This is a genomic window from Nonlabens agnitus, from assembly GCF_002994045.1.
Classification (GTDB): Bacteria; Bacteroidota; Bacteroidia; order Flavobacteriales; family Flavobacteriaceae; genus Nonlabens; species Nonlabens agnitus.
Genome location: NZ_MQUC01000003.1, coordinates 1,104,714 through 1,130,093 on the forward strand (window position 1 = coordinate 1,104,714; position 25,380 = coordinate 1,130,093).

Here is a 25,380-nt window from a genome sequence, read left to right on the forward strand (position 1 = left end):
TATGGAGCTATTTTGCTTTTCAGAACTTCTTCTGTTTTAGCTTTCGCGCCAGCGCGCCGATAGGCAGAAAGTGAACTAAAAATTAAAACCTCAATTATGCTGCCACTGCTTCCTTTTCGGCCGTGAGCTCTTTCATAATATTTGCAAATGAGTTGTAAGATTTGATCTTATCATTTACATCATAGATATTACAAACTGCGATGAGCTCATCGGCATTGGTTTGTTTCAAGAAATCTTTTACTTGCGCCTTAACAGTTTCCTTACTGCCAATAAAGGAATATTTGAGCATTTGATGTAATTGTGGATGCTGCATCACTTGCTGTAAATCGTCGTCCATCACAACTGGAGGCTGCACAAAATCGCGTTGGCCCGTGAAGATCCCTATAATCATTTTAATCAACGAGGTGGCTAGAGCTTGTGCTTCTTCGTCAGTGTCGGCAATAATTACATTCACACCTGCCATCACATAGGGTTTATCCAAAACCTCTGATGGCTTAAATTCTTCTCGGTAAATCTTTAGGGCATCAAATAAATGAGTGGTAGCAAAATGGCTGGCAAATGCATAGGGTAATCCTTTTGCTGCCGCGAGATGTGCACTGTCGGTGCTGGATCCAAGAATGTATAGAGGCACATCAACACCTTCAGCCACGGTAGCGCGAACTTTTGATCTTGCATTTTCCTTCTTGAAATAAGTCTCGAGTTTTTCCAGTTCTGCTGGAAAGGAATGCGCGGCTTGCATAAAATCAGAGCGAATCGCTTGTGCGGTTTCACGATCTGTACCAGGTGCACGACCCAAACCTAGATCGATTCTATTGGGATAAAGGCTTGCCAAAGTTCCAAATTGCTCTGCTATAATCAATGGCGAGTGATTAGGTAACATGATGCCACCAGATCCTATGCGCAAGGTATTGGTGTTTTCTGCCAGATATCCTATTAATATGGACGTAGCACTACTACCTATGTTTGGAGCGTTGTGATGCTCTGCAAGCCAATATCGCTCGTAACCATTCTCTTCGGCAGCTTCAGCAATCTTAAGAACATTGTGATAGGTCTGTTGAATGGTTTGACCTTGTGATACCAGTGCAAGATCAAGTATAGAATATAATGTTTGATTCTTTTTCATGAACTACAGAGGTCAAACGCTGTACCATTTTAAATAGCTGCCATAATAGCAAGATGAAGCACCTGTAATCGTGTTACTATTGAATTTTTTAAATGCCGTGCAATAAAAAACCCATCTAGGTAAGCCTAGATGGGTTTTAATTTCAATTCCTTATTTCCTTAAGAAAACGGGAAGGGCAGTTTGTTTAAATTCTGATTATAGAACTTTTACGTTTACTGCGTTCAATCCTTTGTTTCCTTCTTTAAGATCAAAAGATACTTCATCGCCTTCGCGAATTTCATCGATCAATCCTGAGATATGTACGAAGTGGTCCTTGTCAACACCTTCTTCAGTGATGAATCCGAAACCTTTAGTTTCATTGAAAAATTTTACTGTTCCTGTACTCATTGTAAATGTTATAATAATTAAGCTGCAAAGATGAACTTATTCTAGGTAGGAACAGCTATTATTATCAGTTATATTTAAATAAAAAACTTTTGAAAATCAACAACTTACTATCTATAGGCCTTGCCATAGGATTGAACCTTTAATTAATTTTTGAATTGGCAGCTCACGACTACCTTTTTGTTGCGTATTGCAAGCCGATCGCCTATTTTTAAAGGGTCAAACAGGAACTAAAAGGACAACTTATGGCCATTATCAAACGAGAAGACATTTCCCAAGAGGTTTTTGACCTCTATGACGATTATGCCCACAACAAGATTGACAGACGTGTCTTTTTAGAGCGTTTATCGGTTTTTGCGGTAGGCGCGATCACACTACCTTCCTTGCTCAGTTTTGTGCAACCTAATTATGAGAACCCAACGGTTCCCGTCGATGACGATAGATTTGCGAGTGAATACATTACTTATGAGTCTTCTAAAGGTGGCGGCGAGATTAAAGGTTTGCTTTCAAAACCAGCTCATCTGACAGATAAAGTTCCTGGTATCGTCGTGGTTCATGAAAATCGTGGATTGAATCCTTATGTGGAAGATGTAGGCCGACAAGGTGCGGTTGATGGATTCATCACCTTAGCACCAGACGCCTTGACACCATTGGGCGGTTATCCAGGTAATGATGATGAAGGTCGTGCCATGCAAAGCAAGCGCGATCGATTGGAAATGCTGGAAGACTTTATTGCTGCTTACCATTACGTCAAAAACCATGAGAACTGCAATGGCAATGTAGGCGTCGTGGGCTTCTGTTTTGGTGGTTGGGTGGCAAACATGATGGCTGTACAACTGCCAGGTTTAGGTGCGGCCGTACCTTTTTATGGTCGACAGCCTGATAAGGAACAAGCCGCCGAGGTTAAGGCGCCGCTCCTACTTCAATATGCTGGACTGGATGAGCGCGTGAATGCCGGCTGGCCAGAATACAAGGAAGTTTTGGAATCCAACAACATTGAGCATACCGCTTATTTTTATGAAGGTGTCAACCACGGCTTCCACAATTATTCCACACCTAGGTACGACAAAGCTGCTGCAGATCTTGCCTGGAGCCGTACGATTGATTTTTTCAAAAAGCATCTTTCTTGATGCAAGAAGATACAGAGTCTCGCTTTCCTGTTTACCGACAAGCAATCACATAAGCGAACTCTCATAAAACTTTTTCCGTCTAATTTTAAACCTAACAATTAATATAAACCAATGAAGAAAACTCAATTATTATTCTCGAGTCTCATACTGGCCGCTGGCCTTGTGACGGCCCAACAACAAGATCCAGTGGTAGATGCCATGGTAAAAGAAGCCACTGAAAACTCCCAACTGGAAAACCTAGCGCATGAACTTATGGATGTCGTGGGACCACGTCTAGTAGGTTCACCACAGATGAAGGCCGCTGGTGACTGGGCAGTAAATAAATACAAATCATGGGGCATCGACGCCAAAACCGAAAAATATGGCGACTGGCGCGGCTGGGAACGCGGTATAACGCACATTGATTTGGTAGCACCTAGAGTACAAACGCTGCAGGGTATGCAACTGGCCTGGAGTCCTAGCACCGGTAAAAAAGGAGTACGCGGTGAAGTCGTGGCACTACCTACCGTTTCCAATGAAGCAGAATTCCAAAATTGGTTAAAAACCATTAAAGGTAAAATCGTCCTAACATCTATGCCGCAATCTACCGGTAGACCAGATGAAAACTGGGAAGAGTTCGCAACACCAGAATCATTTGAGAAAATGAAGGAAATGCGTGATACTCTCAACCAGCAGTTTAGAAAAAACATGAGTAATATGGGTGTTTCTTCCCGCGATTTGGATTCCGTTCTTGAAAAGGCTGGCGCTATTGCGGTAATTTCATCTAACTGGTCCAGAGGTTTTGGAGTGAATAAGATCTTCAGCACCAGTACAGAAAAGATTCCTGAAATCGACCTAGAACTGGAAGACTACGGTATGTTATGGAGGCTGGCAGAATCAGGTCACAAACCAGAAGTAAACATTGTAGCCGAATCTAAAGACCTAGGAAAACAACCTACATTCAACACGATAGCAGAAATTAAAGGAACTGAAAAACCAGATGAATATGTGGTGCTATCAGCGCACTTTGATTCTTGGGATGGCGGTACTGGAGCGACTGACAATGGTACGGGAACCATCACCATGATGGAGGCTGCAAGATTGCTTAAAAAGCACTACCCTAATCCAAAGCGTACGATTATCGTTGGCCTTTGGGGTAGCGAGGAACAAGGTTTGAACGGTTCTAGAGCTTATGTAGAAGATCATCCAGAAATCGTTGAAGGCGTACAAGCCGTATTCAATCAGGATAACGGTACTGGTCGTGTGGTTAACTTATCTGGTGGTGGTTTTCTTTATTCTTATGACTACTTGAGCAGATGGCTTAGTGCCGTTCCCAATGATATTACCAAGCATATTGAAACGAGTTTCCCAGGTTCACCAGCACGTGGCGGATCTGACTATGCATCCTTCCAGGCTGCTGGTGCGCCAGCATTTAGTTTGAGTTCTATAAGCTGGGATTACTGGAATTACACCTGGCATACCAATAGAGATACGTATGATAAAATAGTTTTTGACGACGTGCGCAACAATGCGATCTTGACTGCGATACTGGCTTACAAAGCCAGTGAAGATCCTGAGAAAGCCTCTCGTGAAAAGGCTGTGTTGCCTATCAACCGTCGTACTGGTGAGCCTAGTGAATGGCCTACACCACGATCTCCCACAAGATTGGGCGGCATGTAAAAGCAGCTGGATCTATTTCATAAAAAAGCCATTCTAGTGATAGAATGGCTTTTCTTATATAGTATAAAAGCGTTTAAGAATTCGCTTTCTTCTCCTTTTCCAGTTTCTTGGCTTCTCTCTTCATTTTCATTTTTTCAAGCATTGTACCTGTAATCCAGTAAGGGATCGCAAATGCTGTCAAGAAAATCATTAACCAGAATCCTATCGTTAGAATTGCTGCAAATGCTAAAAAGCCTAAATATTGATCAAATTCAAACATAACTTTTGTTTAGATACTGCAAAGATAGTGGCTGCAGGCATAAAATAAAACTTGCAGGTATACTTTATTAACAAAAATCTTCTGTTTGATGTGAATAAAGTGGTGTGGATAAGTTCGCTTTCGCGAAAGCGATAACCTCAAAAGTCTCTGTGCAAATCTTAAGAACAATTTATTGAGGTTGATTCAGCCATAAGCGCCTTGAACTCTATATTTGTGTAAAATCAACTCCATGGAATACCGTATAGAAAAAGATACCATGGGACCCATTGAGGTTCCAGCAGATAAATTGTGGGGCGCGCAAACACAGCGTTCCCGTGAGAATTTTAAAATAGGTCCATCTGGCAGTATGCCGTTGGAAATAATTTATGGCTTTGCCTACCTCAAAAAAGCGGCGGCTTATACTAATGAAGAGCTAGGTGTCCTCGCCACTGAGAAGCGCGATTTGATCGCGCAGGTTTGTGACGAGATTCTGGATGGGAAACATGACGATCAATTCCCGTTGGTGATCTGGCAAACCGGTTCTGGTACACAATCCAACATGAATGTGAACGAGGTGATTGCTAACCGCGCCCACCAGATTGCAGGTAAAAAAATAGGCGAAGGTGATAAAACCATACAACCCAACGACGACGTCAATAAATCCCAAAGTAGTAACGATACTTTCCCAACAGGAATGCACATTGCCTGCTATAAAAGAATTGTAGAAGACACCATTCCCGGGATCATACAGCTGCGCAACACATTGCACGAAAAAAGCCAGGAATTTAGCGAAGTAGTCAAAATAGGACGCACACACTTGATGGATGCGACTCCATTGACTTTAGGACAAGAGTTTTCAGGATATGTTTCCCAGTTGGATCACGGTATCATTGCTTTGGAGCATACCTTGGATCATTTGAGTGAATTGGCTCTAGGTGGAACCGCTGTAGGAACAGGACTCAACACACCAGACGGCTATGACGTTAAAGTGGCAGGCTACATTGCAGAATTCACAGGCCTACCTTTCAAGACAGCCGATAATAAATTTGAAGCCTTGGCGGCTCATGATGCTTTGGTAGAAACGCATGGAGCGTTAAAGCAAGTGGCTGTTTCCTTAAATAAAATTGCTAACGACATAAGAATGCTGGCCAGTGGACCACGCAGCGGTATAGGCGAAATCATCATCCCAGCAAACGAACCAGGAAGTTCTATTATGCCAGGAAAGGTCAACCCAACTCAATGTGAAGCATTGACGATGGTAAGCGCCCAAGTCATGGGTAACGATGTCACGGTAAGCGTTGGTGGTATGCAAGGTCAATATGAACTAAACGTATTCAAACCAGTTATGGCTGCTGCGGTATTGCAAAGCGCCCAATTGATAGGTGATGCTTGTAGAAGTTTTGAAGAACACTGTGCTGCGGGAATCGAACCTAATCATACACGCATCAAGGATTTATTAAACAACTCTTTAATGCTGGTTACCGCCTTGAATACCAAGATAGGCTACTACAAAGCCGCCGAAATAGCCAACAAGGCTCATGAAGAAGGCACTACGTTAAAAGAAGCTGCCGTAGCGACAGGCTATCTAACTGCCGAAGAGTTTGACGAATGGGTCAGACCTGAGGATATGGTTGGGAAGCGGTAGTATTTTCAACAAAATCAAAGGAAAATCCCAACTGAACGGTTGGGATTTTTTGTGCTCTAATGTGTCTTGATAATGTTCATTTAAAACATAGCCTACTGTAAGTTAAAGAGATAGTTGACTACTCTTAGATATATGGCGCTACTTGTTGCCATATGCTAATCTGCCAACATGCTGCAAAATAATCAACTACTCAATAAATCCTTTGAGGTTCTTCTTTCAGACAAAACTCGAGGCATTGTAGAGCGTGTCATTCTTATCATCGCGCTCATCAGTTTCTTTATCCATTTGTTATTAATCTATCTGGTGAAATTTGAGGTGATCACCTTTCAAAATCTTCCAGAATTACTGGAGAGTCCAATCTCATCTGTTTATACACCTTTCTCCTTTATATTGATTTATGAGGTCTATCTGCTTATTTATTATCTACCCAAATCATTTACGACCTATATCATTAAGCAATATGAAATCATTACGCTCATTATCATCCGTAAGCTGTTTAAGGATCTATCTGCTTTAAAGCTAAGTTCTGACTGGTTTGAGATTAAAGGAGACCTGCAGTTTACCTATGACATCATCGCTTCTCTAGTCCTATTCTACCTCATTTATTTATTCCAGAAGCAAGGCAAGAAGAAGTACATCAGTGAGAAAATTGACCAAAAGATTATCAAGAGCTTTATATTTCAAAAGAAAACCATTGCTGTTTTCCTATTGCCATTATTTTTTGGCATGGCACTCTATACATTAATAAATTGGGTAATAGGAGTTGCTGGCACCGGCGATCAAGTGGATGCTTTTGAGAGTATCAACAATCTGTTTTTTGACCAATTCTTTACCATTTTGATACTAGTTGACGTCGTGCTTTTGCTCATCAGCTTTTTCTACACGCACCATTTTCATAAGATTATAAGAAACTCAGGATTCATCATATCTACCATTCTCATTCGCATGTCCTTTGGTGTGGACGATTTGATCAGCACGGTACTTATCGTCGTTGCCGTCGCCTTTGGTCTTGGCATCATTGCGATTCATAACCGCTATGAAAAAAGCGATTTACAAGACGAAGTCTAATAAAACAAATCTGGTTCTTGATTAGCGGTAGATGATAAGTGTCGCGCTTTCGCATCTGTCAGTCGGCAGACGAGAAAGCGAATTCTACTTTAACCTATTCTTACCGTACACCTTTTTCTCTCTCCATCGGGCAAATCCTGCGAGAATAGCTATAAATGTAAGAGATCCAAAAATCGCTTGATAAGAAATGATCTGGTCACCACTGGCATAACTGTGCAGTCCAGACAGGTAAAAGTTCACTCCAAAATAGGTCATCATCACGCTGTAAAAAGCCAACACAGACCATAGATTAAACGTCCAGCGGCCTTTCAAGCCTGGAACTAATCTCAAGTGCAGCACAAAGGCATAAACGAAAATGGTAATCAAAGCCCACGTTTCCTTTGGGTCCCAACCCCAGTAACGTCCCCAACTTTCATTAGCCCACATAGCTCCCAAAAAGTTACCAATGGTCAACATGATCAAGCCTACCGTCAAAGAAACCTCGTTGATGTAGGTCAACTCTTTGATGTTAAGATCCATCTTCTTTTTATTCTTCTTGGACGAGAAAATCATCAAGATCAAGGTAACAATACCTAGAATCATCCCTAAGGCAAATGGCCCATAACTACCTACAATTACAGCCACATGAATCATTAACCAGTAAGAATCCAGTACTGGTTGAAGGTTGGCTATCGATGGATCAAGCCAGTTCAATTGTGCGACCCATAATATAATTGCGACTACAAAAGCCGTACTGGCAATGGTCATTTCACTTTTTCTTCCAAACATCAACCCAAAGGCCATGGTAGCCCAAGCGACATAAATCAAGGATTCATAAGCATCCGACCATGGTGCATGACCACTCAAATACCAGCGAACGGCCAGCGCCAATGTATGCACCAGGAAGATCCCAAGAATGGCATACTTGTGAAATTTAATAGTCCAGCGGATTTCTTTCATAGGCCTAACGATCTCAACGATCAATAGGATCAGCATGACGACTCCGAACCACACGTACCATTTGTACAAGCCCTTGAAGACATCGTATTTGTTGTAAAGAATTTCTGCCTCAATCTTGTCTTCTGACGGCATCACGTCTGCACCATAAGCGCGCTGAAATTCAAATAGACTATTCAGCGCTGTATTGGCTCTTAAATAATCACCTGTCTGTTTACCTTCATTGAGTAAGGTCGTATATGCTGGTACAAAATCCCTGACAAAATTATAATCTCCTTCACGTTCAAAACCAGCCTCATCTCTTTCCAGTGCAGAGTACCACTTATTATTTTCTGCGTTGGGATTAGGGAAAATTTTTAAAATCGAACCACTGATAACTTGATCCAGCAAACCAACACTAAAGTTGATATCGATAAATTCGTTTTGGATATTGGTTTTGACGTCGGCGCTATTGGCATCGTCCAGGAACGGACTTAATTTATAGCCACCTACCTCGCCGTTAGGTTTTCTAAAGAAATCCATACCGCTGGCATACGAGCGACTTTTATCCACATCAATAACCGATTTTAAGGAATCGTTCTTGTAATTCAATTTGATAATGGGCACCTCAAACCAAAGTTGGCCCATTTGCATCATGCTTATAAGCGTTTGTTCTGGAGATAAGCGCACTGTGGAATCGCCCACCTTTGCCTCATAGTAATCACGCTCTGACATGCGGCGCAACACCTCAGATGCTAGAGTTGCGATAGGCTTCATACGACCATTGTCCTGTACCACTACTCTACCAAAACGGTCTGCCTGTGCCTTAGGAACCATGTTTGCCACGATGATGCTATCTAAAACCCGCAACGGGATTTCTGGAAGTACCTGTGGCGTGGCAGGTGCCGCTTGTTCTGCTTTCATGGCGTCTGCTGGCATGTTGGTACTAACACCATCACGACTTTCCATGGAAGTGTCTCCATCTACAGTCTCATGGTCGTGTCCTGCATGATTTTGAAAGGCTGGTTGTTGGACCGCGTGGTTGTGACCTGAATGGTCTACCGCAACGCTGTCGGTTTGTGTAGGTGGTTGTTGGTAATTCGCTTTCGCGAAAGCGAAACTACCACTCATCAACACTGCGATCATCAACACTTTTTTAGCTTTACGCTTCTCTACTCTATTGATCAATCTGCGCAGCTCTCCAAATCTGGTATTAGGATCAAAGATCAAAGCCATCATCGCTATGTACAACAAAATATATCCAGTATAGGTTACTACTTTACCCCAGAAATCATGATTTACTGACAGGTGAGTTCCCAACTCATCTGGATCAAAACCAGATTGGAAAAATCTAAAACCAGCTTTGTCCAAAACGTGGTTCATGTAAATATGTTCGTCGGTTTTTGTGCTATCTGGATTAGTAACGACAACCTTGCTTTCATAGGATGAATACGCTTTTTCGGTTCCTGGATATTTGTTTGCGATAAAGTCGTTGAGTGTGATGCTAAAAGGAAGCTCTCGCTCTATGGAACCATATTTCATGTAAAACTTAAGGCCATTGATATCAACACTTGAAAAATCGTTTAGAATACCTTTTCCACCCATCAATTCAATGCGCTGCTCATCATCACCGCTGCGTAAGGTTCCGATAAGACCATATGCTTTAGCCGATGTAGGTTCTGCACTCGCCACAATACCTACTTCTCCTTGCTGTATTGGTTCTGGAATGACAAACTGCATTCCTGCCATGTTGTACAAGGAACGTAACTGTAATGGCTGGAGAGAATCTGCAAAGACTTCGCCCTTTTGCTGGTCTGCCATTCTTAGGTAATCACCTTCAAAAGGTGTCTGGATGGAGTAACCGTTCCAGTTCTCGATAATGTTGATCATGCCTTTCTCGGCCGCTTCTTGAGGATCTTTGTTTACGGCAAAAAGAACACCGTGAATACTAGCTTCCTCGCCATCTTTTATCAAGTGATCATGTCTGGATCCAGATCCAGCCTCTACAATCTTGAGGTAACGATCGCCATTTTCACTAGGCTTTAACCCTTCTACCGCGTCATAAATAAGCGTATCCACTTGAAAACTGATCTCTTTATCATAGAATTCAAAAGTCTCCACGTCGTCATAATCATAGCGGCTCAACAAAACTTCTTCTCGCACTTCTCGTTGCATGGGATTCCCGTTGGGATCTTCGCCTTGAATTAAAACGCTGTAATATGTTTCATCGCTTAAAAAGGTATTTTCTGTCTGGCCTTCACGTATCAACATCATCCCTTCATAAGAAATGTATCTTGTGATTCCAGCGCCTATGATGATAAGAATCCATGACAAGTGCATGGTAAGCGTTGCCCATTTCTTCCACTGCCATAATTGATAGCGTTTAATGTTACCTATAAAATTGAGCATCAACCACAACATCAAGGCAGAAAACCACCAGGTATTATACACCCAAAGCTTTGAAGTAGGCGTGTCGTAGGAGTTTTCAATAAATGTACCAACGGCCATGCTTATCGCAAAAACAATCAGTAAAATGGACATGGTTCTAGTGGAGAAAAGAATCGCTATTATCCTGTCTTTCATAGGTCTATTTAAAGGTGTGCAAAGATACTTTACAAAAGCCGCATTGCCATACCTTGTCTGTCGCTTGTTACTTCCTATTTTTACAGTATGATCACTGTTTTTGTCATAGGTACCGGTAATCTGGGAACGCAATTGTGTAGCACGCTGGAAACGGCTGTAGATTCTCAAGTCAAGCTTGTTGGATATACGAATCAAAGCGGTTCCAAACTTTCAGAAATCAATGCACCATTGTTCAAAGAAAACTGGCCGCCATGCGACCTTTACATCATCGCGGTACCAGACGATGCGATTCAAGAAGTAAGTCAGGTCATACCTCAAGATCAGGCCGTGGCGCATACCAGCGGTAGTGTACCCATGAATGCTTTGGCACGGCAGGAGCAGCATGGTGTTCTCTACATCCCGCAAACTTTTACCAAATACCGACGAGCGGCTTTGGAAGAAGTTACCGTATGCCTGGAATCTAACTCAGCTGATATAGATGAAAAATTGAGGTTGGTGGCTGGTACGCTTTCGCGAAAGCGAACTCATATCAATTCCACGCAACGACAACAGCTTCATCTTGCCGCTGTCTATATGAACAATTTTGTCAATCACTGTTATTTAAAATCTGCGGAAATCCTAAAAAATGCCGACCTCGATCAAGATCTGCTGAATGAATTGATGGCAGAAACGCTGACTAACGCACAGTCCACAACCGCTCATGAGGCACAAACGGGACCAGCGCGCCGTGGTGACCAAAAAACCATCGAGCGTCATTTGAAGCAATTAAAACAAGAAGATAAAGCCATGTATCTGGCCATAAGTGAATCCATCAAACGTACCTATGAAGACGAATTATAAGAAACTGCTCAACAATATCAAGGCCTTTATTTTTGACGTCGATGGCGTGTTAACTGACGGTCGGTTGCTAATTTCAGATAGTGGTGAATTGCTGCGCACCATGAATGCCAAGGATGGCTATGCAATGAAAACCGCACTTAACAATGGTTACCTGGTCTGCATTATAACTGGTGGTAAAAATGAAGGTGTCAAATCCAGACTACTGGGTTTAGGTGTCAATGATGTGTTTCTGGATGCTCACGACAAAATGAAGCAACTCCAGGAATACAAGGACAAACACGACTTAAAAGCGGAAGAACTATTATATATGGGCGACGATATGCCTGACGTTCCTGTTTTAGAACATGTAGGACTGGCTACTTGTCCACAAGATGCCATTCCTGAAGTCAAAGCGGTTTGCGATTATATTTCCCACAAAAAAGGTGGCGATGCCTGTGTACGCGATGTCATTGAGCAAGTCATGAAAGTGCATGGCAAATGGAAGGTGGAATATGGTAAAAATGCCGCTAGCAGTTGATATACTTAAAACTTACTCGATGGCCTAATGTGTTGATGACCATTCTTACTCAGCTGGTCATTATTTATGGCTATTTACCGCAGACGCAGGCTTCGTTGGCTTTAGAATCTTGGCAGGTCTTATTATTGCTACTGGCCACCGCTTTGCTAACAGCGAGTGGTAACGTGATCAACGACATTTATGACGTTGCTACAGATATGCTCAACAAACCGGAAAAGGTGATCGTGGGCAAACGTATTACTGAAAAAAAAGCCTTCAATTTTTACATCCTATTGACCATCCTTGCCGTGATTGCTGGATTTGTTTTAGCCAATAGCGTGCACTTACCTAGTCTAGCCGCAATCTTTATCATCGTGTCCTTTGTCCTTTACTTGTATGCGACCTACTTAAAGAAAATACTGCTTTTGGGAAATGTGGTAATCTCTGTACTGGTAGCGCTGGTGGTGATTATCACCGCAGTTTTTGAACTGGTTCCCGCAATAACCGATTTAAATAGAGCTATACAATTAGCTGTATTCCAGCATCTCTTGATATTTGCTCTATTTGCATTTTTAGTAAATCTCCTAAGAGAAAACATCAAGGATTGCCAAGATGTAAAAGGAGATCACGCCACCGGCAGGAACAGCCTTGCCATAGTTCTGGGCCGATCTAGGGCGTTGAAAGTGTTGTCCGTTTATACCATTATCTTGGTATTGGTCATAGGTTATCTGGTTTTTGATCAGCTTTTTGCAGACCGTGTGACCTTGTACTATATCGTGTTTTTAATCATGGCGCCGTTAATGTTTCTGGGAATCAGACTGTGGACGGCCGTATCCAAAAAAGAATTAGCGACACTTTCAATGGTTTGTAAATTGGTTTTACTCACTGGTATAGTAGGTATCGCCTTAATCAAATTTTAAATGTTACAGGAAAAACTTCAACATATAGACATCATACTTGCCTCACAATCGCCACGCCGGCAAGAATTACTAAAAGGACTGGACATTGATTTTAGAATTGAAACCAGGCCTGTCGATGAAGTTTATGAAGATCACTTAAAGGCTGGTGAAATCAGCGCTTTTCTTGCTACGCTCAAGGCAAAAGCATTTCAGAATGACGTTAAGGAAAATGAGCTGCTGATAACCAGTGACACCATTGTGTGGTTGGAAAACGAGGCTTTTGGCAAACCAGAAAGCGAACAGCATGCCAAAGAAATGCTCGCCACCATGAGTGGCAAGATGCATGAAGTGTACACATCGGTCACCTTTACCACAAGTAAAAAACAAGACACTATAACCGATTGTACCAAAGTCTATTTTAAAAATCTCACGACTGCTGAAATATCTTACTACGTAGATACCTATCAACCTATGGATCGCGCCGGCGCCTATGGCATACAAGACTGGATAGGTTATACTGGAATTGAAAAGTTGGATGGTTGCTATTATAACGTGATGGGGTTACCTTTACCTAAAGTCTATGAATGGCTTTCACAGAATTTCTAAGTATGAAAAACAACATCGCCTCTACTCTATTCTTTATGGTTCTTATGTTGGCTACCATGAGCTGTAAAAACGATAAGGACTCTTCCGCAGATGATGTGGTGGAAGTTCTAGACTGCTCTTCGGTTAAAACGGGTAAGTTCAAGTATGCCAATCCTGCCTACGGCGAGTGGATCATAGATCGCAATGAGACGACCAGTGTGGAAATTAGCAAAACCGACGATCTCAAGATTTACAGCGATGTCGTCTGGATCACTGATTGTGAATACGAACTACACATCACCGATACCGATAACCTGGATAACATGGCCGTGGTTTCCAGCGTCCTGAGAGTTGTCATTACTGATGTGATGGATTATGGCTACAAGTGCATATCCTACACACCAGATGGTCCAGAAGAATTTGAAATGATTAGGATTGATGGATAAAATTTACAAAGGTTTTGTGGCTGGAAGTATTGCAGCGGCTGTTCTATCACTGCTGTTCTATAGTTCGGAAATAAATTTCCAGTATGAATATTTTAACTGGAAAAATTTTGCATGGCTATTTCTACAAACCATTGCACCTTTGATGGTCATGGCTATGTATTATTTGTGGCGAACTTTGTATAAATTGAAAGATCTTAAAAGTCACGAGGATTAAATAAATTCGCTTTCGCGAAAGCGTTGAAACAAAAAACCCATCTTGAAATATCAAGATGGGTTTTTAATTTTATAAAGAATGTTCTCTAGAACATCTCTCTTCCTGCAAAGTGGAATGCTGCCTCAATCGCTGCATTCTCATCACTATCGCTACCGTGTACAGCATTCTCTCCTACACTTTTGGCAAATAATTTTCTGATGGTTCCATCAGCAGCCTCAGATGGGTTGGTAGCACCTATCAAGGTACGGAAATCTGCTACGGCATTTTCTTTCTCTAACACTGCAGCCACAATAGGACCACGAGACATGAATTCTACCAATTCGCCAAAGAATGGACGCTCACTGTGAACGGCATAAAATTCTTCAGCATCTGCCACAGTCATTTGTGTCAATTTCAAAGCGGCGATCTTAAAACCACTGCTTGTTATTTTTTCTAGTATAGCACCTATGTGTCCATCCTCGACAGCATCAGGTTTGATCATTGTAAATGTTCTATTCGTTGCCATTTTTCATTTTTAAAATTGCGGTGCAAAAATACGTCATATAAAAGGCTTTAAACAATGTATTTAAGCTTTTTTGCCATAGGTACTTCACACATATCTGCTTATCTACCATCGTCAAATGCCTAGAAATCCTATTTTTGCAGCCTTATGCAAAAAGAAGAAATCCAAAAACTGAAGGCCGAATTATCAACGCCACAGAAAATTGTCATTGTACCCCACAAAAGTCCGGACGGTGATGCTGTTGGTTCCATTACCGCGCTTTATAGTTTTCTCGTTAAACAGAATCATGAGGTAAGCATGATTTCTCCCAACGATTTCCCGTCCTTTCTGTCGTGGTTGACGCATAGCGATAAGATTTTGAACTATGAGCAGACCAGATCTGAATCTGACGCGCTTATCGCAGCGGCAGATTTCATTTTTATTCTGGATCATAATGCCTTGCATAGAACGGGTGATATGGAATCACCGCTATCACAATCTAATGCGACCTTTGTGATGATTGATCATCACCAGCAGCCTGATGATTTTGCTACCTATATGTATAGCGACACCAGTATGAGTAGTACCTGTGAGATGATGTATCACTTTTTGGATAAGATGGATGCCTTGGATCAAATCGATGCTGCCATGGCCACAAGTCTATATACTGGTATTTTGACGGATACGGGCAGTTTCAAATATAGATCCACAACATCTACGACGCTGCGCGTGGCAGCTAACCTGATAGATAAAGGTGCCGATAGCGAGGCCATCAACCGCAAGATCTATGACGTGAACACACCATCAAGAATGAAATTATTGGGTGTGGCACTTAACAATCTCACCGTTCTACCTAAATATAGAACTGCCTTTATCACCTTGACACAACAAGAACTGGACGACAACAATTACCAAAAAGGCGATACTGAAGGCTTCGTTAATTATGCCTTGAGTCTCGACGACGTAGTATTTGCACAGATCTTTATCGAGAAAAAGGATGAGAGCATCATAAAGACGTCCCTTAGGTCCAAAGGTGATTTTGACGTCAATGAAATGGCCCGAAAACACTGGAATGGCGGCGGTCACAAGAATGCGGCTGGCGGCAGGTCAGAACTAAGCATGCAAGAAACTAAAGACAAATTAATCCTTATATTGCGCGACTATGAAAAAGCCCTACAGGATACTCAAATATAGTCTCGTACTGACGCTACTTGTCGGGTTTTTGATCAGTTGCAAAAACCTGGAGGCGCGTGAGCCCATCGAGCGTAAAACCAGCACCAAGACTGATTTCTCCATCGAGCTCAACAAACAAAGAAACGCTGCCGAAGAAGCCTATATAGAAAAACTAATCAAGGCAGATTCTACAGAATTTGTGAGGTCTTCTAATGGATTTTATTACCGTTTTATTGTCCAGGACAGCATTGCTGGTGACCGTCCAGAATTTGGCGATCGCGTGACTTTTGAATACAACATCGAGACTATTGACGGCGAGACCATTTATAGCAAGGAAGAACTCTCACCGGTCACTAAAAGTCTGGAACAGGAATACGGCATCTTCAAAGGCTTGCGTGAAGGTCTTAAATTGATGCAGGAAAATGATGAAGTCGTCTTTTATTTCCCGTCGTACACGGCCTATGGTTTCTATGGCGATGAAAAAAGGATAGGCTTGCATACACCTATCAAAAGCACGGTTAAATTGCTGGAGATTGATAAGAGTAATTAATATTAAATTTGTTTCGCTTTCGCGAAAGCGAACTCAACCACAAACCCTATAATTCTAATTAAATTTTTGAAAATGAAGAAAATTCACGGCTTACTACTTATTCTAGCCATCATATTAACTGCAGCGTCCTGTAAAAACGAGTATCCAGACATGGAGGACGGCATTTATGCAGAATTCCAGACTACCAAAGGAACCATGCTGGCAGAGCTTTATTATGAAGCTGCACCTACTACAGTGGCAAACTTTGTCGCACTTACCGAAGGTAATCACGAGTACGTACTGGACAGTCTTAAAGGAAAACCTTTCTATGATGGATTGATCTTTCATAGGGTCATTGATAGTTTCATGATCCAAGGTGGTGACTATACGGGTACAGGTTCTGGTCAAACAGGTTACCAATTTGCTCAAGAAATCGTCGACACTTTAAAGCACGATGAAAAAGGAATTCTTTCCATGGCAAATGCTGGACCTGGTACTAATGGTAGCCAGTTCTTTATCATGGACGAGCCCAATGCAAATCTGGATGGTGGTTATAACGTTTTTGGTAAAGTAATAGAAGGACTTGCCGTAATCGACTCCATATCGACGGTAGCGACTAATCCTAGAGACAATCGTCCAGTGGATAGCGTTATAATGAAAAAAGTGAGAATCATTAGAAAAGGTAAAGAAGCCAAAAAATGGGATGCCGTAAAGACTTTTAAAGAAGGTCAGGAACTTGCAGAACAAGAGCGTATCGCCGCACAAAAACTAGCAGAAGACCGTCGCGCGGCAGCACCCGCAAAGCGTGAAGCAAAAGCAAATGAATTTGCTGAGATGAAAGCTAAAGCCAGTAAGTTGCCCAACAGCAGCGTAATGGTATATTCCATCGAGAAAGGCAATGGCGGTAAACCAGAAGAAGGAACTAGAGTTTTATTGGAATATTCTGGATTTTTAGAAAACGGTAATCTCTTTGATAGTAGCAGTATTGAAATAGCTCAAGAATTTGATGCGGTCAACCCTAATAAGGAAAGAGCCAATATGTACAGAGCTATTCCAGTGCAGTACAGCAAGCAAGCGGCAGCGATTCCTGGTTTTAGAGATGCATTATTATCCATGAATTATGGTGACAAAATCGTAGCCTTTATTCCTGCAGAGTTTGCCTATGGTGAGGCTGGAAACGGTCCTATACCACCTAACTCAAACATCATCTTTGAGATGGAACTCATGGAAGCCGATCAATAGCCTAAAAAGCTAAATCTATTGTAAAAACGCGCCCGAAAATGGTGCGTTTTTTTTTGCTCTACCATAAACCATTATATTTATCGACATGAAGGAAATTATATACACTAAGACAGCGCCCAATCCCATAGGACCGTACAATCAAGCGGTTTTATGGAGAGGATTGCACCAACATACATTATATACCAGCGGCCAGATTGCCATTGATCCATCTACTGGAAATCTAGATATCAGTGATCTTGAAAAGGAAACTCATTTAGTGATGAAAAACCTACAAGAAGTCCTTAAAGCTGCTGGAATGAGTTTTGATCACGTGGTCAAGACCAGCATTTTTTTAAGCGACATGAAAAACTTTGCTATAGTGAATAAGGTGTATGGCAGCTACTTTGATGAAGCCACCGCACCAGCAAGGGAAACAGTAGAAGTGGCAAACTTGCCAAAGTATGTGAATGTAGAAATTTCAGCTATCGCGATCAATGGATAAGACAACCTTTTCTGATTCTGAGTTGATCCTAAATAATGATGGTAGTATTTATCATTTGAATTTAAGACCTGATCAACTTGCCCATACCATCATCACCGTTGGCGATCCAGAACGTGTTCCTGAAGTCTCCAAGTACTTTGATTTCATTGAGCATAAAGTAGCCAAAAGAGAATTTCATACACATACTGGAACTTATCAAGGCAAACCTGTCAGTGTCATTTCTACCGGAATAGGAACGGATAATATTGATATCGTGTTTAATGAATTGGATGCTTTGGTCAATATTGACTTTGAAACTCGACAGATCAAGGAGAATCTCACCTCTCTTGATATCATACGTATAGGTACGACAGGTGCCGTACAGCCCAATATTCCCATTGATTCATTCCTTCTTTCCCAACGCGGTATAGGCTTTGACAGTTTATTGCACTGGTATGACAATGATATTGAGGATAAAGAATTTACAGATGCACTTATCAAAGAACTTAAGTTATCTGATGATATGGCTACACCGTATATTGTCCAGTGTAATAGGGAACTTGCAAAACACTTTCAGACGATTGAAATGCTAAACGGTACCACGGTTACCAACGTTGGTTTTTACGGTCCACAGTCCCGTAGATTAAGGTTGGCACCATCCAATAAGGAATTAAAGCAACTCATCTCCAATTTTTCATTTAACGGTCACCAAATTACCAATCTAGAAATGGAAACTTCTGGTATATATGCCATGGCAGCATTGCTGGGACATAGAGCAGTTTCTTTGAATGCGGTTCTAGCTAATAGAGCTACAGGAGATTTTTCCAAAACGCCCAACAAGACGGTTGATAAGTTGATTCAGTTTACGTTAGATCGCATATTAAGTATTTAGAAATTTGAGTTCATATAAAACGCTCGTGGAAAAACTAAAGGATTATCCGTATCAGCACAGAGATATCAATTGGCTTAGCTTCAATGATCGCGTGCTGCAAGAAGCTGCAGATACTAGCAATCCGCTATATGAACGTTTGAAGTTCATTGCAATTTTTTCTTCCAATCTCGATGAGTATTTTCGGGTTCGGGTGTCACAACTGCGGCAGCTTAAAAGGGTTGATAAAAGCTTACGCAAAAAACTAGCACTACGGCCATCCAAGTTTGTCAAACAATTACTGCAAAAGGTTCATGAGCAACAGCAATGGCTAGGTGATATTTTCTTTGACCAAATTGTCCCTGATTTGGCTAAGCACAACATCATTCTTCTTAAAAAAGATGAGCTGCAGGACAAATTCAAAAAAGAAGCGCTTCATTATTTTGAAAAGAATTTAAAGAGCCTGGTCCATTCAGAATTAGTGGAAGCCAGTAAGCACAGCGATATTTTCCTAGAGAATCAGCATATCTATCTGCTCGTAACATTTAAGGATGATTCTAAATACGGTATTGTCAAGGTTCCATCAAATGAAGATCAGCGGTTTATTGAGATCGCTCAAGAAGATGGAAAATTTTACATCTGTTTTCTGGATGATATTATTAAATTGAAGCTCCCACATCTATTTGAAGAAGAAACGATTACAGGTTGCTATTCGGTCAAGTTGTCTAGAGATGCAGAATTATATCTGGATCAGGAACTTGAAGGCGAACTAGCAGACAAGATTTACGAATCTCTCGCTCAACGTACGGATGGTCAACCTACCCGATTCCTTTACGACGAGGCCATGCCTAAAGAGGTGCGGAAGAATATTAGAAAAAGCCTAGGATTAGGCAAAATCGATATGGTGGCTGGTGGCGCTTATCACAATTTTGATGATTTCTTTGGTTTTCCAGATCCTACCAACAATCCAGAGCTACATGCTCCAGAAATGAAGGTTATTGAGCATTCAGGATTGCATGGTAAGAATTATTTTGATGTAATTAAGGAAAAGGATCAATTGGTTCACTTTCCGTTCATGTCCTTTGACTATGTTCAAAAATTCATTGATCAAAGCTCCACAGACGATCAAGTAGAAGAAATCAAAATAAGCTTGTATCGCGTAGCAGATGAAAGTGATCTTACGGATTCGCTCTTGACGGCTCTTAAAAATGGAAAAAAAGTGACCGTTTTCGTAGAAGCCAAAGCAAGATTTGATGAGGAAAACAACATCAAATGGGGTCGTATTTTTGAGGAACATGGCGCTCAGGTCATCTACAGTTATCCGCGTATTAAGGTCCATAGCAAGGTATTGCTTGTACTGCGCCGTGAGAAAAATAAGCTGAAGCGGTACGCTTACATAGGTACAGGAAATTTCAACGCCAAAACCTCAAAGATCTACTGCGACCATGGCTTGTTTACCGCAAATAAACAGGTTACCAAAGATCTATCGCGCGTTTTCAAGGTACTGGAAGGCAAATTAATTATTCCTAGGGCCAAACATTTGCTCATTTCTCCGTTTACCACAAGAAGAACTTTTGAAGATTTGATTCGCAAGGAAATTGATGCGGCTAAAGCAGGAAAACCAGCCAAAATCACTGCAAAAATGAATCAGCTGGAAGATCCTGGAATGATCAATCTACTCTATAAAGCCAGTCAAGCTGGAGTTAAAATTAGATTGATCGTGCGTGGCTTTTCAAGTCTCATCCCACAATTGGATCAAATAAGTGAGAACATTTACATGACCTCGATTGTAGATCGATATCTGGAGCACGGCAGGATTTATAAGTTTCACAATAACGGTGAGCCGCTCATGTTTATGGGCAGTGCAGACTGGATGTCCCGTAATCTGGATCGTCGCATAGAGGTCCTCGCTCCTATTTACGACGACGATATTTTCAAGGAGCTGGACGAGATTCTTGAAATCCAACTCAATGATAACGTCAAGGCACGCATTCACACGCCTGAAGAAGACAATCCTTTTGTAGAGACCGATGAGAATAACATCGTTCGCTCCCAAGAAGAGGTTTATAAATATTTAAAAAACAAACACCAGGCACAAATATGACAACGATCAATATAGGTGGCGTTCCAGAACATTTCAATTTACCGTGGCACCTTGCTATTGAGGATGACGCTTTCGCGAAAGCGAACATAGAATTAAACTGGCAGGACATACCAGAAGGTACTGGTAGAATGTGCCAAGCGCTGCGTGATGGCGAGCTTGATGTCGCCTGTATTTTGACAGATGGGATCATCAAGGATATAACGGCAGGAAATCCGTCCAAAATCCTTCAGGTGTATGTGAAATCACCTTTATTATGGGGCGTTCATGCGCCTGCAAACCTCATTGCAGAGGATACGGCCCAGCTTCACGATCCAGTCATCGCCATAAGTCGTTATGGCAGTGGTTCGCATTTGATGAGTTTTCTACTTGCAAAGCGACACGACTGGAATCCTGAAGAATTAAAATTTGACCTGGTCAACACGCTAGATGGCGCCGTAAAATCCTTGAGTACAGGACAAGCGCAATTGTTTCTCTGGGAACGTTATATGACGCAGCCTTATGTAGATCAAGGTATTTTCAAACGATTGGAAACCATCGCAACGCCATGGCCCAGTTTTGTTATTGCAGCAACAGATCAATGCATTGCAGAAAAGCAGGAAGCACTGATCAAAATGCTACAAATCATTAATAAGTATTCCGCTGATTTTAAAGAGATTCCAAGCATTGACCGTACTATTGCTTCACATTACGATCTGCAAGTTGGTGACGTACAACAATGGCTATTAAGAACAGAGTTTACCGACCAGCAATTAAACGCAAAGACGGTTGCAAAGATCAGTGAGCAGTTCATGAATGTAGGCATTTCAAAAGAGCCTATAAGACTGGAAGATTTGTTATACGATCTACCATTTCCTGACGAGGAAGAATAAATTACCAATCAATAGGCTTCTTGCCTTGCTCCTGCAAATAGCGGTTGCATCTGGAGAAATGCTTGTTGTCAAACCAGTAGCCACGATTGGCACTTAATGGTGATGGATGTCCAGAAGTGAGCACAAAGTGCTTTTTCTCATTGATGAATTTGAGCTTGCTTTTGGCAAAACTTCCCCAAAGCATAAAAACAAGCTTCTCACGTTCCTCGGCAAGAGTTTTAATGACATGATCTGTGAATTGTTCCCAACCTTTTTTCTGATGGCTACCGGCCTTTCCAGCTTCTACAGTGAGTGTGGCATTGAGTAGTAAAACACCTTGATCTGCCCAGTGTTCCAGGTTGCCTGATTTGGGATAAGGCTTTCTCAAATCAATATCGCGTTGCTGTTCCTTAAATATATTGATGAGTGATGGTGGATGCGCCATCCCATCTGCTACTGAAAAGCATAAACCATTTGCCTGACCGGCACCGTGATATGGGTCTTGTCCTAAAATAATCACCTTGACCTCTTCAAAAGGTGTACGATCAAAGGCCGCAAAGATTTTATTTCCCGGTGGATAACAGGTTTTAGTTTCGTATTCCTGCTTGACAAATGCAATAAGGTTTTCAAAATACTCTTTACTAAATTCCTCTCGCAGCATTTCCTTCCAACTGGGCTCAATTTTTACAGGCATCTTAAGCTTTTACCGTAAAGTTACAATCCAGAACCTATAACGCTGGAGCGATCTGGACTAAAGTATTCACAACATCTTTCATATCATCTAAGCACCGTTAAAAAACCACCAATCAGCGGTTGGGAACGGCGTTACTGCCCTATTTTTGTTAGTGATTATGAGGAAAATTTCCAGAAAGACATTACAGGATATTGAGTTTGACAAAGTTGTCGAGCAAGCCACCGTTTATTGCAGTACAGACGACGGTAAGGCCGCATTATCAAAAGTAAGACCGCTAGAAGGTAGAAAAGCAATTGTTGAATCGCTCTCGCACACCAGCGAGTACCTGTCATCATTTTCTTCTGACTATGCCATTCCTAATCATGGATTTGATCCCATAGATCGCGAGTTGCAACTATTGGGAATCGAGAATAGCGTCTTGGAAAAGGAAAGCATTCGCAAGTTGGTGGTATTGCCTAGATCTGTCAATGAGCATATCAAATTCTTCAAAAAAACCGAAGAGCTGTTTCCAGCGCTTGCCGCCAGAACTAAGGAACTGGAATACAACACTCAAGTGCCGGATAAGGTTGATGAGATTTTGGATCGTTTTGGAGAGATCAAGGATGACGCCTCACCAGTACTTAAAAACCTGCGTAGGGAAATGAATACCGTGCGCGGCCAGCTCAACGGTAGCTTTGGCGCTGCATTGACTCATTATCTCAAGTTGGAATACTTGGACGACATCAGGGAAACGGTTGTTGAAAATCGTCGCGTCCTCGCTGTTCGTTCCATGCACCGCCGCAAAGTAAAGGGAAAGATCATGGGCAGCTCCAAAACCGGTAGCATCACCTACATCGAACCAGAGCGCGTGTTGACGCTTTCGCGAAAGCTGTCAGAATTAGAAATTGAGGAACACGAAGAAATTCAGCGAATTCTCAAAGAGCTGACAGATTTCATGCGCTATTTCACCGAAGATTTTGAGGAACAACGGAAGTACCTCACGCAAACCGATGTCGTCGCTGCCAAAGCTAAGTATGCGCGTAAGATTGATGGGTTATTACCCATTATCGTGGATCATCTGGAACTGGATCTGGTAAATGCCTATCATCCATTACTGATGGTAGCCAACAGAGAACGCGACCAAAAAACCTATCCACAAAGTATACGACTGGCTCCTGAAAATAGGATCATTGTCATTTCTGGACCTAACGCTGGTGGTAAATCCATCACATTAAAAACCATTGGATTACTGCAGGTCATGCTGCAATCTGGTATGCTATTACCGGTGCATGAAAAAAGTAGGGTTTGTTTTTTCAATAATATTTTAACTGATATAGGTGATAATCAAAGTATCGATAATCAATTAAGTACTTATAGTTATCGCTTAAAGAACATGAGAGGCTTTTTGCGCAAAGCAGATGATAGGACGCTTTTCCTTATCGATGAATTTGGTACAGGCTCTGACCCAGAATTGGGTGGTGCTCTAGCAGAAAGCATGCTGGAAGAGCTTTATGCGAGAAAATCCTACGGGATTATTACCACGCACTACACCAACTTAAAAATGCTGGCCAACGAGCTGGATGAGATGACCAATGCCAATATGTTGTTTGATGCTCAAACCCTCGAGCCTATTTACCAGTTGCAGCTAGGAGAAGCAGGTAGTTCGTTCACTTTTGAGGTTGCTCAAAAAAATGGGATCCCATATTCATTGATCAATAAGGCCAAAAAGAAAGTCGAACGTGGTAAAATACGCTTTGATAAGTCCATTGCCGCTCTTCAAAAAGAACGCTCAGATTTGCGTAAGAACAACGCTTCTTTGAGAGATAAGGAAGTACGCGCTACACAAACCGCCAACAAATTAGAGGACACTCAGGATCGAGTTAAGCAAAAACTGGAAGATTTTCAAGAACTCTATGACAGTTACCAGCGCTACATTCAGCTGGGTAAAAAGTTTGATCAGCTGGCTAAGGACTTTTCAAACAATAAGAAAAAACGTTTATTGCTGGACGAACTCATGAAGCTCGTCATCACTGAAAACGTGAAACGACAACCCAAACCAGCAAAAAAATCGGAAGCCAAAAAAGAGCAAGGCAAAAAGAAACAAGTGGAAAATGAGGTCATTCAAAAGGTGACCAAAATAAGGCAGGAACGAAAAGCAGCCCAGCCCAAAGTTGTGGTAGAGGAAAAACCTAAACACACGTTTAAGCTGAACGAAAGGGTACGTTTGATCGACTCAAAATCCATAGGAACTATTGATAGCATAGAAAAAGGCAAAGCGACAGTCAATTATGGGATGTTTACCACCTTAGTCAGCCTTGAACAATTAGAACCAGTAAAGAAATAATGGAAAAGAAAATCGTGCTTTTTGATGGTGTTTGTAATCTGTGTAACAAAGCAGTGCCGTTTATTATTGAGCATGATCCTAAGGATCAATTTAGATTTGCAGCCTTACAAAGTGAAATAGGTACATCTTTACTTTCAAAACATCAGATTGATCCGGCCAAAATTGACAGCATCATCTTAATCAAAGACGATAAGGCCTACATTAAGGCCAGTGCTGCTTTACGTATTGCAAAAGACCTTTCTGGAGCTATATCATTAGTGTATGCTTTTGTCATCTTACCTAAGTTTATAACCAACTCCATCTATGATTTTATCGCAAGAAATAGATACAGTTGGTTTGGTAAGAAGGATAACTGTATGATCCCAACGCCAAGTTTAAAATCCAAGTTCCTGGACCAAGACTAAGTATTAGTTAACATCTTGGCATTCTTACG

The 25,380-nt window shown here is 41.6% G+C and carries 25 protein-coding genes; 19 read left to right on the forward strand and 6 right to left on the reverse strand.

Going from position 1 to position 25,380, the window contains the following annotated elements:
* Positions 1 to 94 precede the first annotated feature (94 nt).
* Positions 95 to 1,123: an LLM class flavin-dependent oxidoreductase gene (locus BST86_RS05080; protein ID WP_105982328.1), complete on the reverse strand. Its 1,029-nt coding sequence runs from the start codon at positions 1,121 to 1,123 to the stop codon at positions 95 to 97.
* A gap of 195 nt (positions 1,124 to 1,318) precedes the next feature.
* Entirely contained in the window at positions 1,319 to 1,510 is a 192-nt protein-coding gene (locus tag BST86_RS05085; RefSeq protein ID WP_041496837.1) for a cold-shock protein, read from the reverse strand.
* 242 nt (positions 1,511 to 1,752) lie between these two features.
* Here BST86_RS05085 and BST86_RS05090 point away from each other — a divergent pair, with 242 nt between their 5' ends.
* Positions 1,753 to 2,637 (forward strand): dienelactone hydrolase family protein, encoded by an 885-nt coding sequence (locus tag BST86_RS05090; RefSeq protein WP_105982329.1) that lies wholly within the window; start codon positions 1,753 to 1,755, stop codon positions 2,635 to 2,637.
* Between the two features lie 111 nt (positions 2,638 to 2,748).
* The gene (locus BST86_RS05095) at positions 2,749 to 4,296 is read left to right on the forward strand and encodes a M20/M25/M40 family metallo-hydrolase (protein ID WP_105982330.1); all 1,548 of its coding nucleotides are present in this window, start codon (positions 2,749 to 2,751) and stop codon (positions 4,294 to 4,296) included.
* A 73-nt stretch (positions 4,297 to 4,369) separates the two neighbouring features.
* Here BST86_RS05095 and BST86_RS05100 read toward each other — a convergent pair whose 3' ends face one another.
* Positions 4,370 to 4,555, reverse strand: coding sequence for a hypothetical protein (locus tag BST86_RS05100; protein WP_055412782.1), 186 nt, complete (start codon positions 4,553 to 4,555; stop codon positions 4,370 to 4,372).
* A 229-nt stretch (positions 4,556 to 4,784) separates the two neighbouring features.
* Here BST86_RS05100 and fumC point away from each other — a divergent pair, with 229 nt between their 5' ends.
* Together fumC and BST86_RS05110 are read left to right on the forward strand one after the other, a co-directional pair.
* A complete protein-coding gene (fumC, locus tag BST86_RS05105; RefSeq protein ID WP_105982331.1) occupies positions 4,785 to 6,179 on the forward strand; it encodes a class II fumarate hydratase in 1,395 nt (464 codons plus the stop codon).
* A 168-nt stretch (positions 6,180 to 6,347) separates the two neighbouring features.
* Complete coding sequence (locus BST86_RS05110; RefSeq protein WP_105982332.1) at positions 6,348 to 7,247, forward strand: hypothetical protein; 900 nt, start codon at positions 6,348 to 6,350, stop codon at positions 7,245 to 7,247.
* Positions 7,248 to 7,331: 84 nt separating this feature from the next.
* Here BST86_RS05110 and ccsA read toward each other — a convergent pair whose 3' ends face one another.
* Positions 7,332 to 10,745 carry a cytochrome c biogenesis protein CcsA gene (gene ccsA / locus BST86_RS05115; protein ID WP_105982333.1) on the reverse strand — a complete coding sequence of 1,138 codons (3,414 nt, stop codon included), beginning with the start codon at positions 10,743 to 10,745 and terminating at the stop codon, positions 7,332 to 7,334.
* 87 nt (positions 10,746 to 10,832) lie between these two features.
* On the opposite strand from ccsA, the gene BST86_RS05120 reads away from it, so the two are divergent.
* Genes BST86_RS05120 through BST86_RS05145 form a run of 6 tightly spaced genes read left to right on the forward strand, consistent with a single transcriptional unit; the run spans position 10,833 to position 14,225 of the window.
* Positions 10,833 to 11,585: a Rossmann-like and DUF2520 domain-containing protein gene (locus BST86_RS05120; protein ID WP_105982334.1), complete on the forward strand. Its 753-nt coding sequence runs from the start codon at positions 10,833 to 10,835 to the stop codon at positions 11,583 to 11,585.
* Positions 11,569 to 12,102, forward strand: a complete 534-nt coding sequence (locus tag BST86_RS05125; protein WP_105982335.1) for a KdsC family phosphatase — start codon at positions 11,569 to 11,571, stop codon at positions 12,100 to 12,102. The genes BST86_RS05120 and BST86_RS05125 overlap by 17 nt, the downstream gene beginning before the upstream one ends.
* The gene (locus BST86_RS05130; protein WP_242446466.1) at positions 12,099 to 13,001 is read left to right on the forward strand and encodes a geranylgeranylglycerol-phosphate geranylgeranyltransferase; all 903 of its coding nucleotides are present in this window, start codon (positions 12,099 to 12,101) and stop codon (positions 12,999 to 13,001) included. The genes BST86_RS05125 and BST86_RS05130 overlap by 4 nt, the downstream gene beginning before the upstream one ends.
* The gene (locus tag BST86_RS05135) at positions 13,002 to 13,586 is read left to right on the forward strand and encodes a Maf family nucleotide pyrophosphatase (protein WP_105982337.1); all 585 of its coding nucleotides are present in this window, start codon (positions 13,002 to 13,004) and stop codon (positions 13,584 to 13,586) included. It begins immediately after the preceding gene.
* A complete protein-coding gene (locus BST86_RS05140) occupies positions 13,565 to 14,011 on the forward strand; it encodes a hypothetical protein (protein ID WP_105982338.1) in 447 nt (148 codons plus the stop codon). The genes BST86_RS05135 and BST86_RS05140 overlap by 22 nt, the downstream gene beginning before the upstream one ends.
* Positions 14,004 to 14,225, forward strand: a complete 222-nt coding sequence (locus tag BST86_RS05145) for a hypothetical protein (RefSeq protein WP_105982339.1) — start codon at positions 14,004 to 14,006, stop codon at positions 14,223 to 14,225. The genes BST86_RS05140 and BST86_RS05145 overlap by 8 nt, the downstream gene beginning before the upstream one ends.
* An 85-nt stretch (positions 14,226 to 14,310) precedes the next feature.
* Here BST86_RS05145 and BST86_RS05150 read toward each other — a convergent pair whose 3' ends face one another.
* Complete coding sequence (locus BST86_RS05150) at positions 14,311 to 14,730, reverse strand: nucleoside-diphosphate kinase (protein WP_105982340.1); 420 nt, start codon at positions 14,728 to 14,730, stop codon at positions 14,311 to 14,313.
* A 144-nt stretch (positions 14,731 to 14,874) separates the two neighbouring features.
* Between BST86_RS05150 and BST86_RS05155 the strand changes: the two genes are divergently transcribed.
* The 7 genes from BST86_RS05155 to BST86_RS05185 all read left to right on the forward strand — a co-directional run bounded on the left by BST86_RS05155 (position 14,875) and on the right by BST86_RS05185 (position 21,951).
* Positions 14,875 to 15,900 carry a DHH family phosphoesterase gene (locus tag BST86_RS05155; RefSeq protein ID WP_105982341.1) on the forward strand — a complete coding sequence of 342 codons (1,026 nt, stop codon included), beginning with the start codon at positions 14,875 to 14,877 and terminating at the stop codon, positions 15,898 to 15,900.
* Positions 15,869 to 16,429 carry a gliding motility-associated peptidyl-prolyl isomerase GldI gene (gene gldI / locus BST86_RS05160; RefSeq protein ID WP_105982342.1) on the forward strand — a complete coding sequence of 187 codons (561 nt, stop codon included), beginning with the start codon at positions 15,869 to 15,871 and terminating at the stop codon, positions 16,427 to 16,429. The genes BST86_RS05155 and gldI overlap by 32 nt, the downstream gene beginning before the upstream one ends.
* Positions 16,430 to 16,501: 72 nt before the next feature.
* Positions 16,502 to 17,650, forward strand: a complete 1,149-nt coding sequence (locus tag BST86_RS05165) for a peptidylprolyl isomerase (RefSeq protein WP_105982343.1) — start codon at positions 16,502 to 16,504, stop codon at positions 17,648 to 17,650.
* An 85-nt stretch (positions 17,651 to 17,735) separates the two neighbouring features.
* A complete protein-coding gene (locus BST86_RS05170; protein WP_105982344.1) occupies positions 17,736 to 18,131 on the forward strand; it encodes a Rid family detoxifying hydrolase in 396 nt (131 codons plus the stop codon).
* The gene (locus BST86_RS05175) at positions 18,124 to 19,002 is read left to right on the forward strand and encodes a nucleoside phosphorylase (RefSeq protein WP_105982345.1); all 879 of its coding nucleotides are present in this window, start codon (positions 18,124 to 18,126) and stop codon (positions 19,000 to 19,002) included. Before BST86_RS05170 ends, BST86_RS05175 begins: the two co-directional genes overlap by 8 nt.
* A 25-nt stretch (positions 19,003 to 19,027) precedes the next feature.
* On the forward strand, positions 19,028 to 21,082 hold the full coding sequence (ppk1, locus tag BST86_RS05180) for a polyphosphate kinase 1 (RefSeq protein WP_105982346.1): 2,055 nt from the start codon (positions 19,028 to 19,030) through the stop codon (positions 21,080 to 21,082).
* On the forward strand, positions 21,079 to 21,951 hold the full coding sequence (locus BST86_RS05185) for a substrate-binding domain-containing protein (protein WP_105982347.1): 873 nt from the start codon (positions 21,079 to 21,081) through the stop codon (positions 21,949 to 21,951). Before ppk1 ends, BST86_RS05185 begins: the two co-directional genes overlap by 4 nt.
* A gap of 1 nt (position 21,952) precedes the next feature.
* Here the strand turns inward: BST86_RS05185 and ung are convergent, their stop codons facing one another.
* The gene (gene ung, locus BST86_RS05190; protein WP_105982348.1) at positions 21,953 to 22,624 is read right to left on the reverse strand and encodes a uracil-DNA glycosylase; all 672 of its coding nucleotides are present in this window, start codon (positions 22,622 to 22,624) and stop codon (positions 21,953 to 21,955) included.
* 157 nt (positions 22,625 to 22,781) lie between these two features.
* Between ung and BST86_RS05195 the strand changes: the two genes are divergently transcribed.
* Together BST86_RS05195 and BST86_RS05200 are read left to right on the forward strand one after the other, a co-directional pair.
* A complete protein-coding gene (locus BST86_RS05195; protein ID WP_105982349.1) occupies positions 22,782 to 24,947 on the forward strand; it encodes an endonuclease MutS2 in 2,166 nt (721 codons plus the stop codon).
* Positions 24,947 to 25,351, forward strand: coding sequence for a thiol-disulfide oxidoreductase DCC family protein (locus tag BST86_RS05200; RefSeq protein ID WP_105982350.1), 405 nt, complete (start codon positions 24,947 to 24,949; stop codon positions 25,349 to 25,351). The genes BST86_RS05195 and BST86_RS05200 overlap by 1 nt, the downstream gene beginning before the upstream one ends.
* The last annotated feature ends 29 nt before the right edge of the window (positions 25,352 to 25,380 follow it).

Bases quoted from the DNA above. Each gene is read 5' to 3' on its own strand.
- BST86_RS05080 (WP_105982328.1), bottom strand. From the start codon at position 1,123: ATGAAAAAGAATCAAACATTATATTCTATACTTGATCTTGCACTGGTA.
- BST86_RS05085 (WP_041496837.1), bottom strand. From the start codon at position 1,510: ATGAGTACAGGAACAGTAAAATTTTTCAATGAAACTAAAGGTTTCGGA.
- BST86_RS05090 (WP_105982329.1), top strand. From the start codon at position 1,753: ATGGCCATTATCAAACGAGAAGACATTTCCCAAGAGGTTTTTGACCTC.
- BST86_RS05095 (WP_105982330.1), top strand. From the start codon at position 2,749: ATGAAGAAAACTCAATTATTATTCTCGAGTCTCATACTGGCCGCTGGC.
- BST86_RS05100 (WP_055412782.1), bottom strand. From the start codon at position 4,555: ATGTTTGAATTTGATCAATATTTAGGCTTTTTAGCATTTGCAGCAATT.
- fumC (WP_105982331.1), top strand. From the start codon at position 4,785: ATGGAATACCGTATAGAAAAAGATACCATGGGACCCATTGAGGTTCCA.
- BST86_RS05110 (WP_105982332.1), top strand. From the start codon at position 6,348: ATGCTGCAAAATAATCAACTACTCAATAAATCCTTTGAGGTTCTTCTT.
- ccsA (WP_105982333.1), bottom strand. From the start codon at position 10,745: ATGAAAGACAGGATAATAGCGATTCTTTTCTCCACTAGAACCATGTCC.
- BST86_RS05120 (WP_105982334.1), top strand. From the start codon at position 10,833: ATGATCACTGTTTTTGTCATAGGTACCGGTAATCTGGGAACGCAATTG.
- BST86_RS05125 (WP_105982335.1), top strand. From the start codon at position 11,569: ATGAAGACGAATTATAAGAAACTGCTCAACAATATCAAGGCCTTTATT.
- BST86_RS05135 (WP_105982337.1), top strand. From the start codon at position 13,002: ATGTTACAGGAAAAACTTCAACATATAGACATCATACTTGCCTCACAA.
- BST86_RS05140 (WP_105982338.1), top strand. From the start codon at position 13,565: ATGGCTTTCACAGAATTTCTAAGTATGAAAAACAACATCGCCTCTACT.
- BST86_RS05145 (WP_105982339.1), top strand. From the start codon at position 14,004: ATGGATAAAATTTACAAAGGTTTTGTGGCTGGAAGTATTGCAGCGGCT.
- BST86_RS05150 (WP_105982340.1), bottom strand. From the start codon at position 14,730: ATGGCAACGAATAGAACATTTACAATGATCAAACCTGATGCTGTCGAG.
- BST86_RS05155 (WP_105982341.1), top strand. From the start codon at position 14,875: ATGCAAAAAGAAGAAATCCAAAAACTGAAGGCCGAATTATCAACGCCA.
- gldI (WP_105982342.1), top strand. From the start codon at position 15,869: ATGAAAAAGCCCTACAGGATACTCAAATATAGTCTCGTACTGACGCTA.
- BST86_RS05165 (WP_105982343.1), top strand. From the start codon at position 16,502: ATGAAGAAAATTCACGGCTTACTACTTATTCTAGCCATCATATTAACT.
- BST86_RS05170 (WP_105982344.1), top strand. From the start codon at position 17,736: ATGAAGGAAATTATATACACTAAGACAGCGCCCAATCCCATAGGACCG.
- BST86_RS05175 (WP_105982345.1), top strand. From the start codon at position 18,124: ATGGATAAGACAACCTTTTCTGATTCTGAGTTGATCCTAAATAATGAT.
- BST86_RS05185 (WP_105982347.1), top strand. From the start codon at position 21,079: ATGACAACGATCAATATAGGTGGCGTTCCAGAACATTTCAATTTACCG.
- ung (WP_105982348.1), bottom strand. From the start codon at position 22,624: ATGCCTGTAAAAATTGAGCCCAGTTGGAAGGAAATGCTGCGAGAGGAA.
- BST86_RS05195 (WP_105982349.1), top strand. From the start codon at position 22,782: ATGAGGAAAATTTCCAGAAAGACATTACAGGATATTGAGTTTGACAAA.
- BST86_RS05200 (WP_105982350.1), top strand. From the start codon at position 24,947: ATGGAAAAGAAAATCGTGCTTTTTGATGGTGTTTGTAATCTGTGTAAC.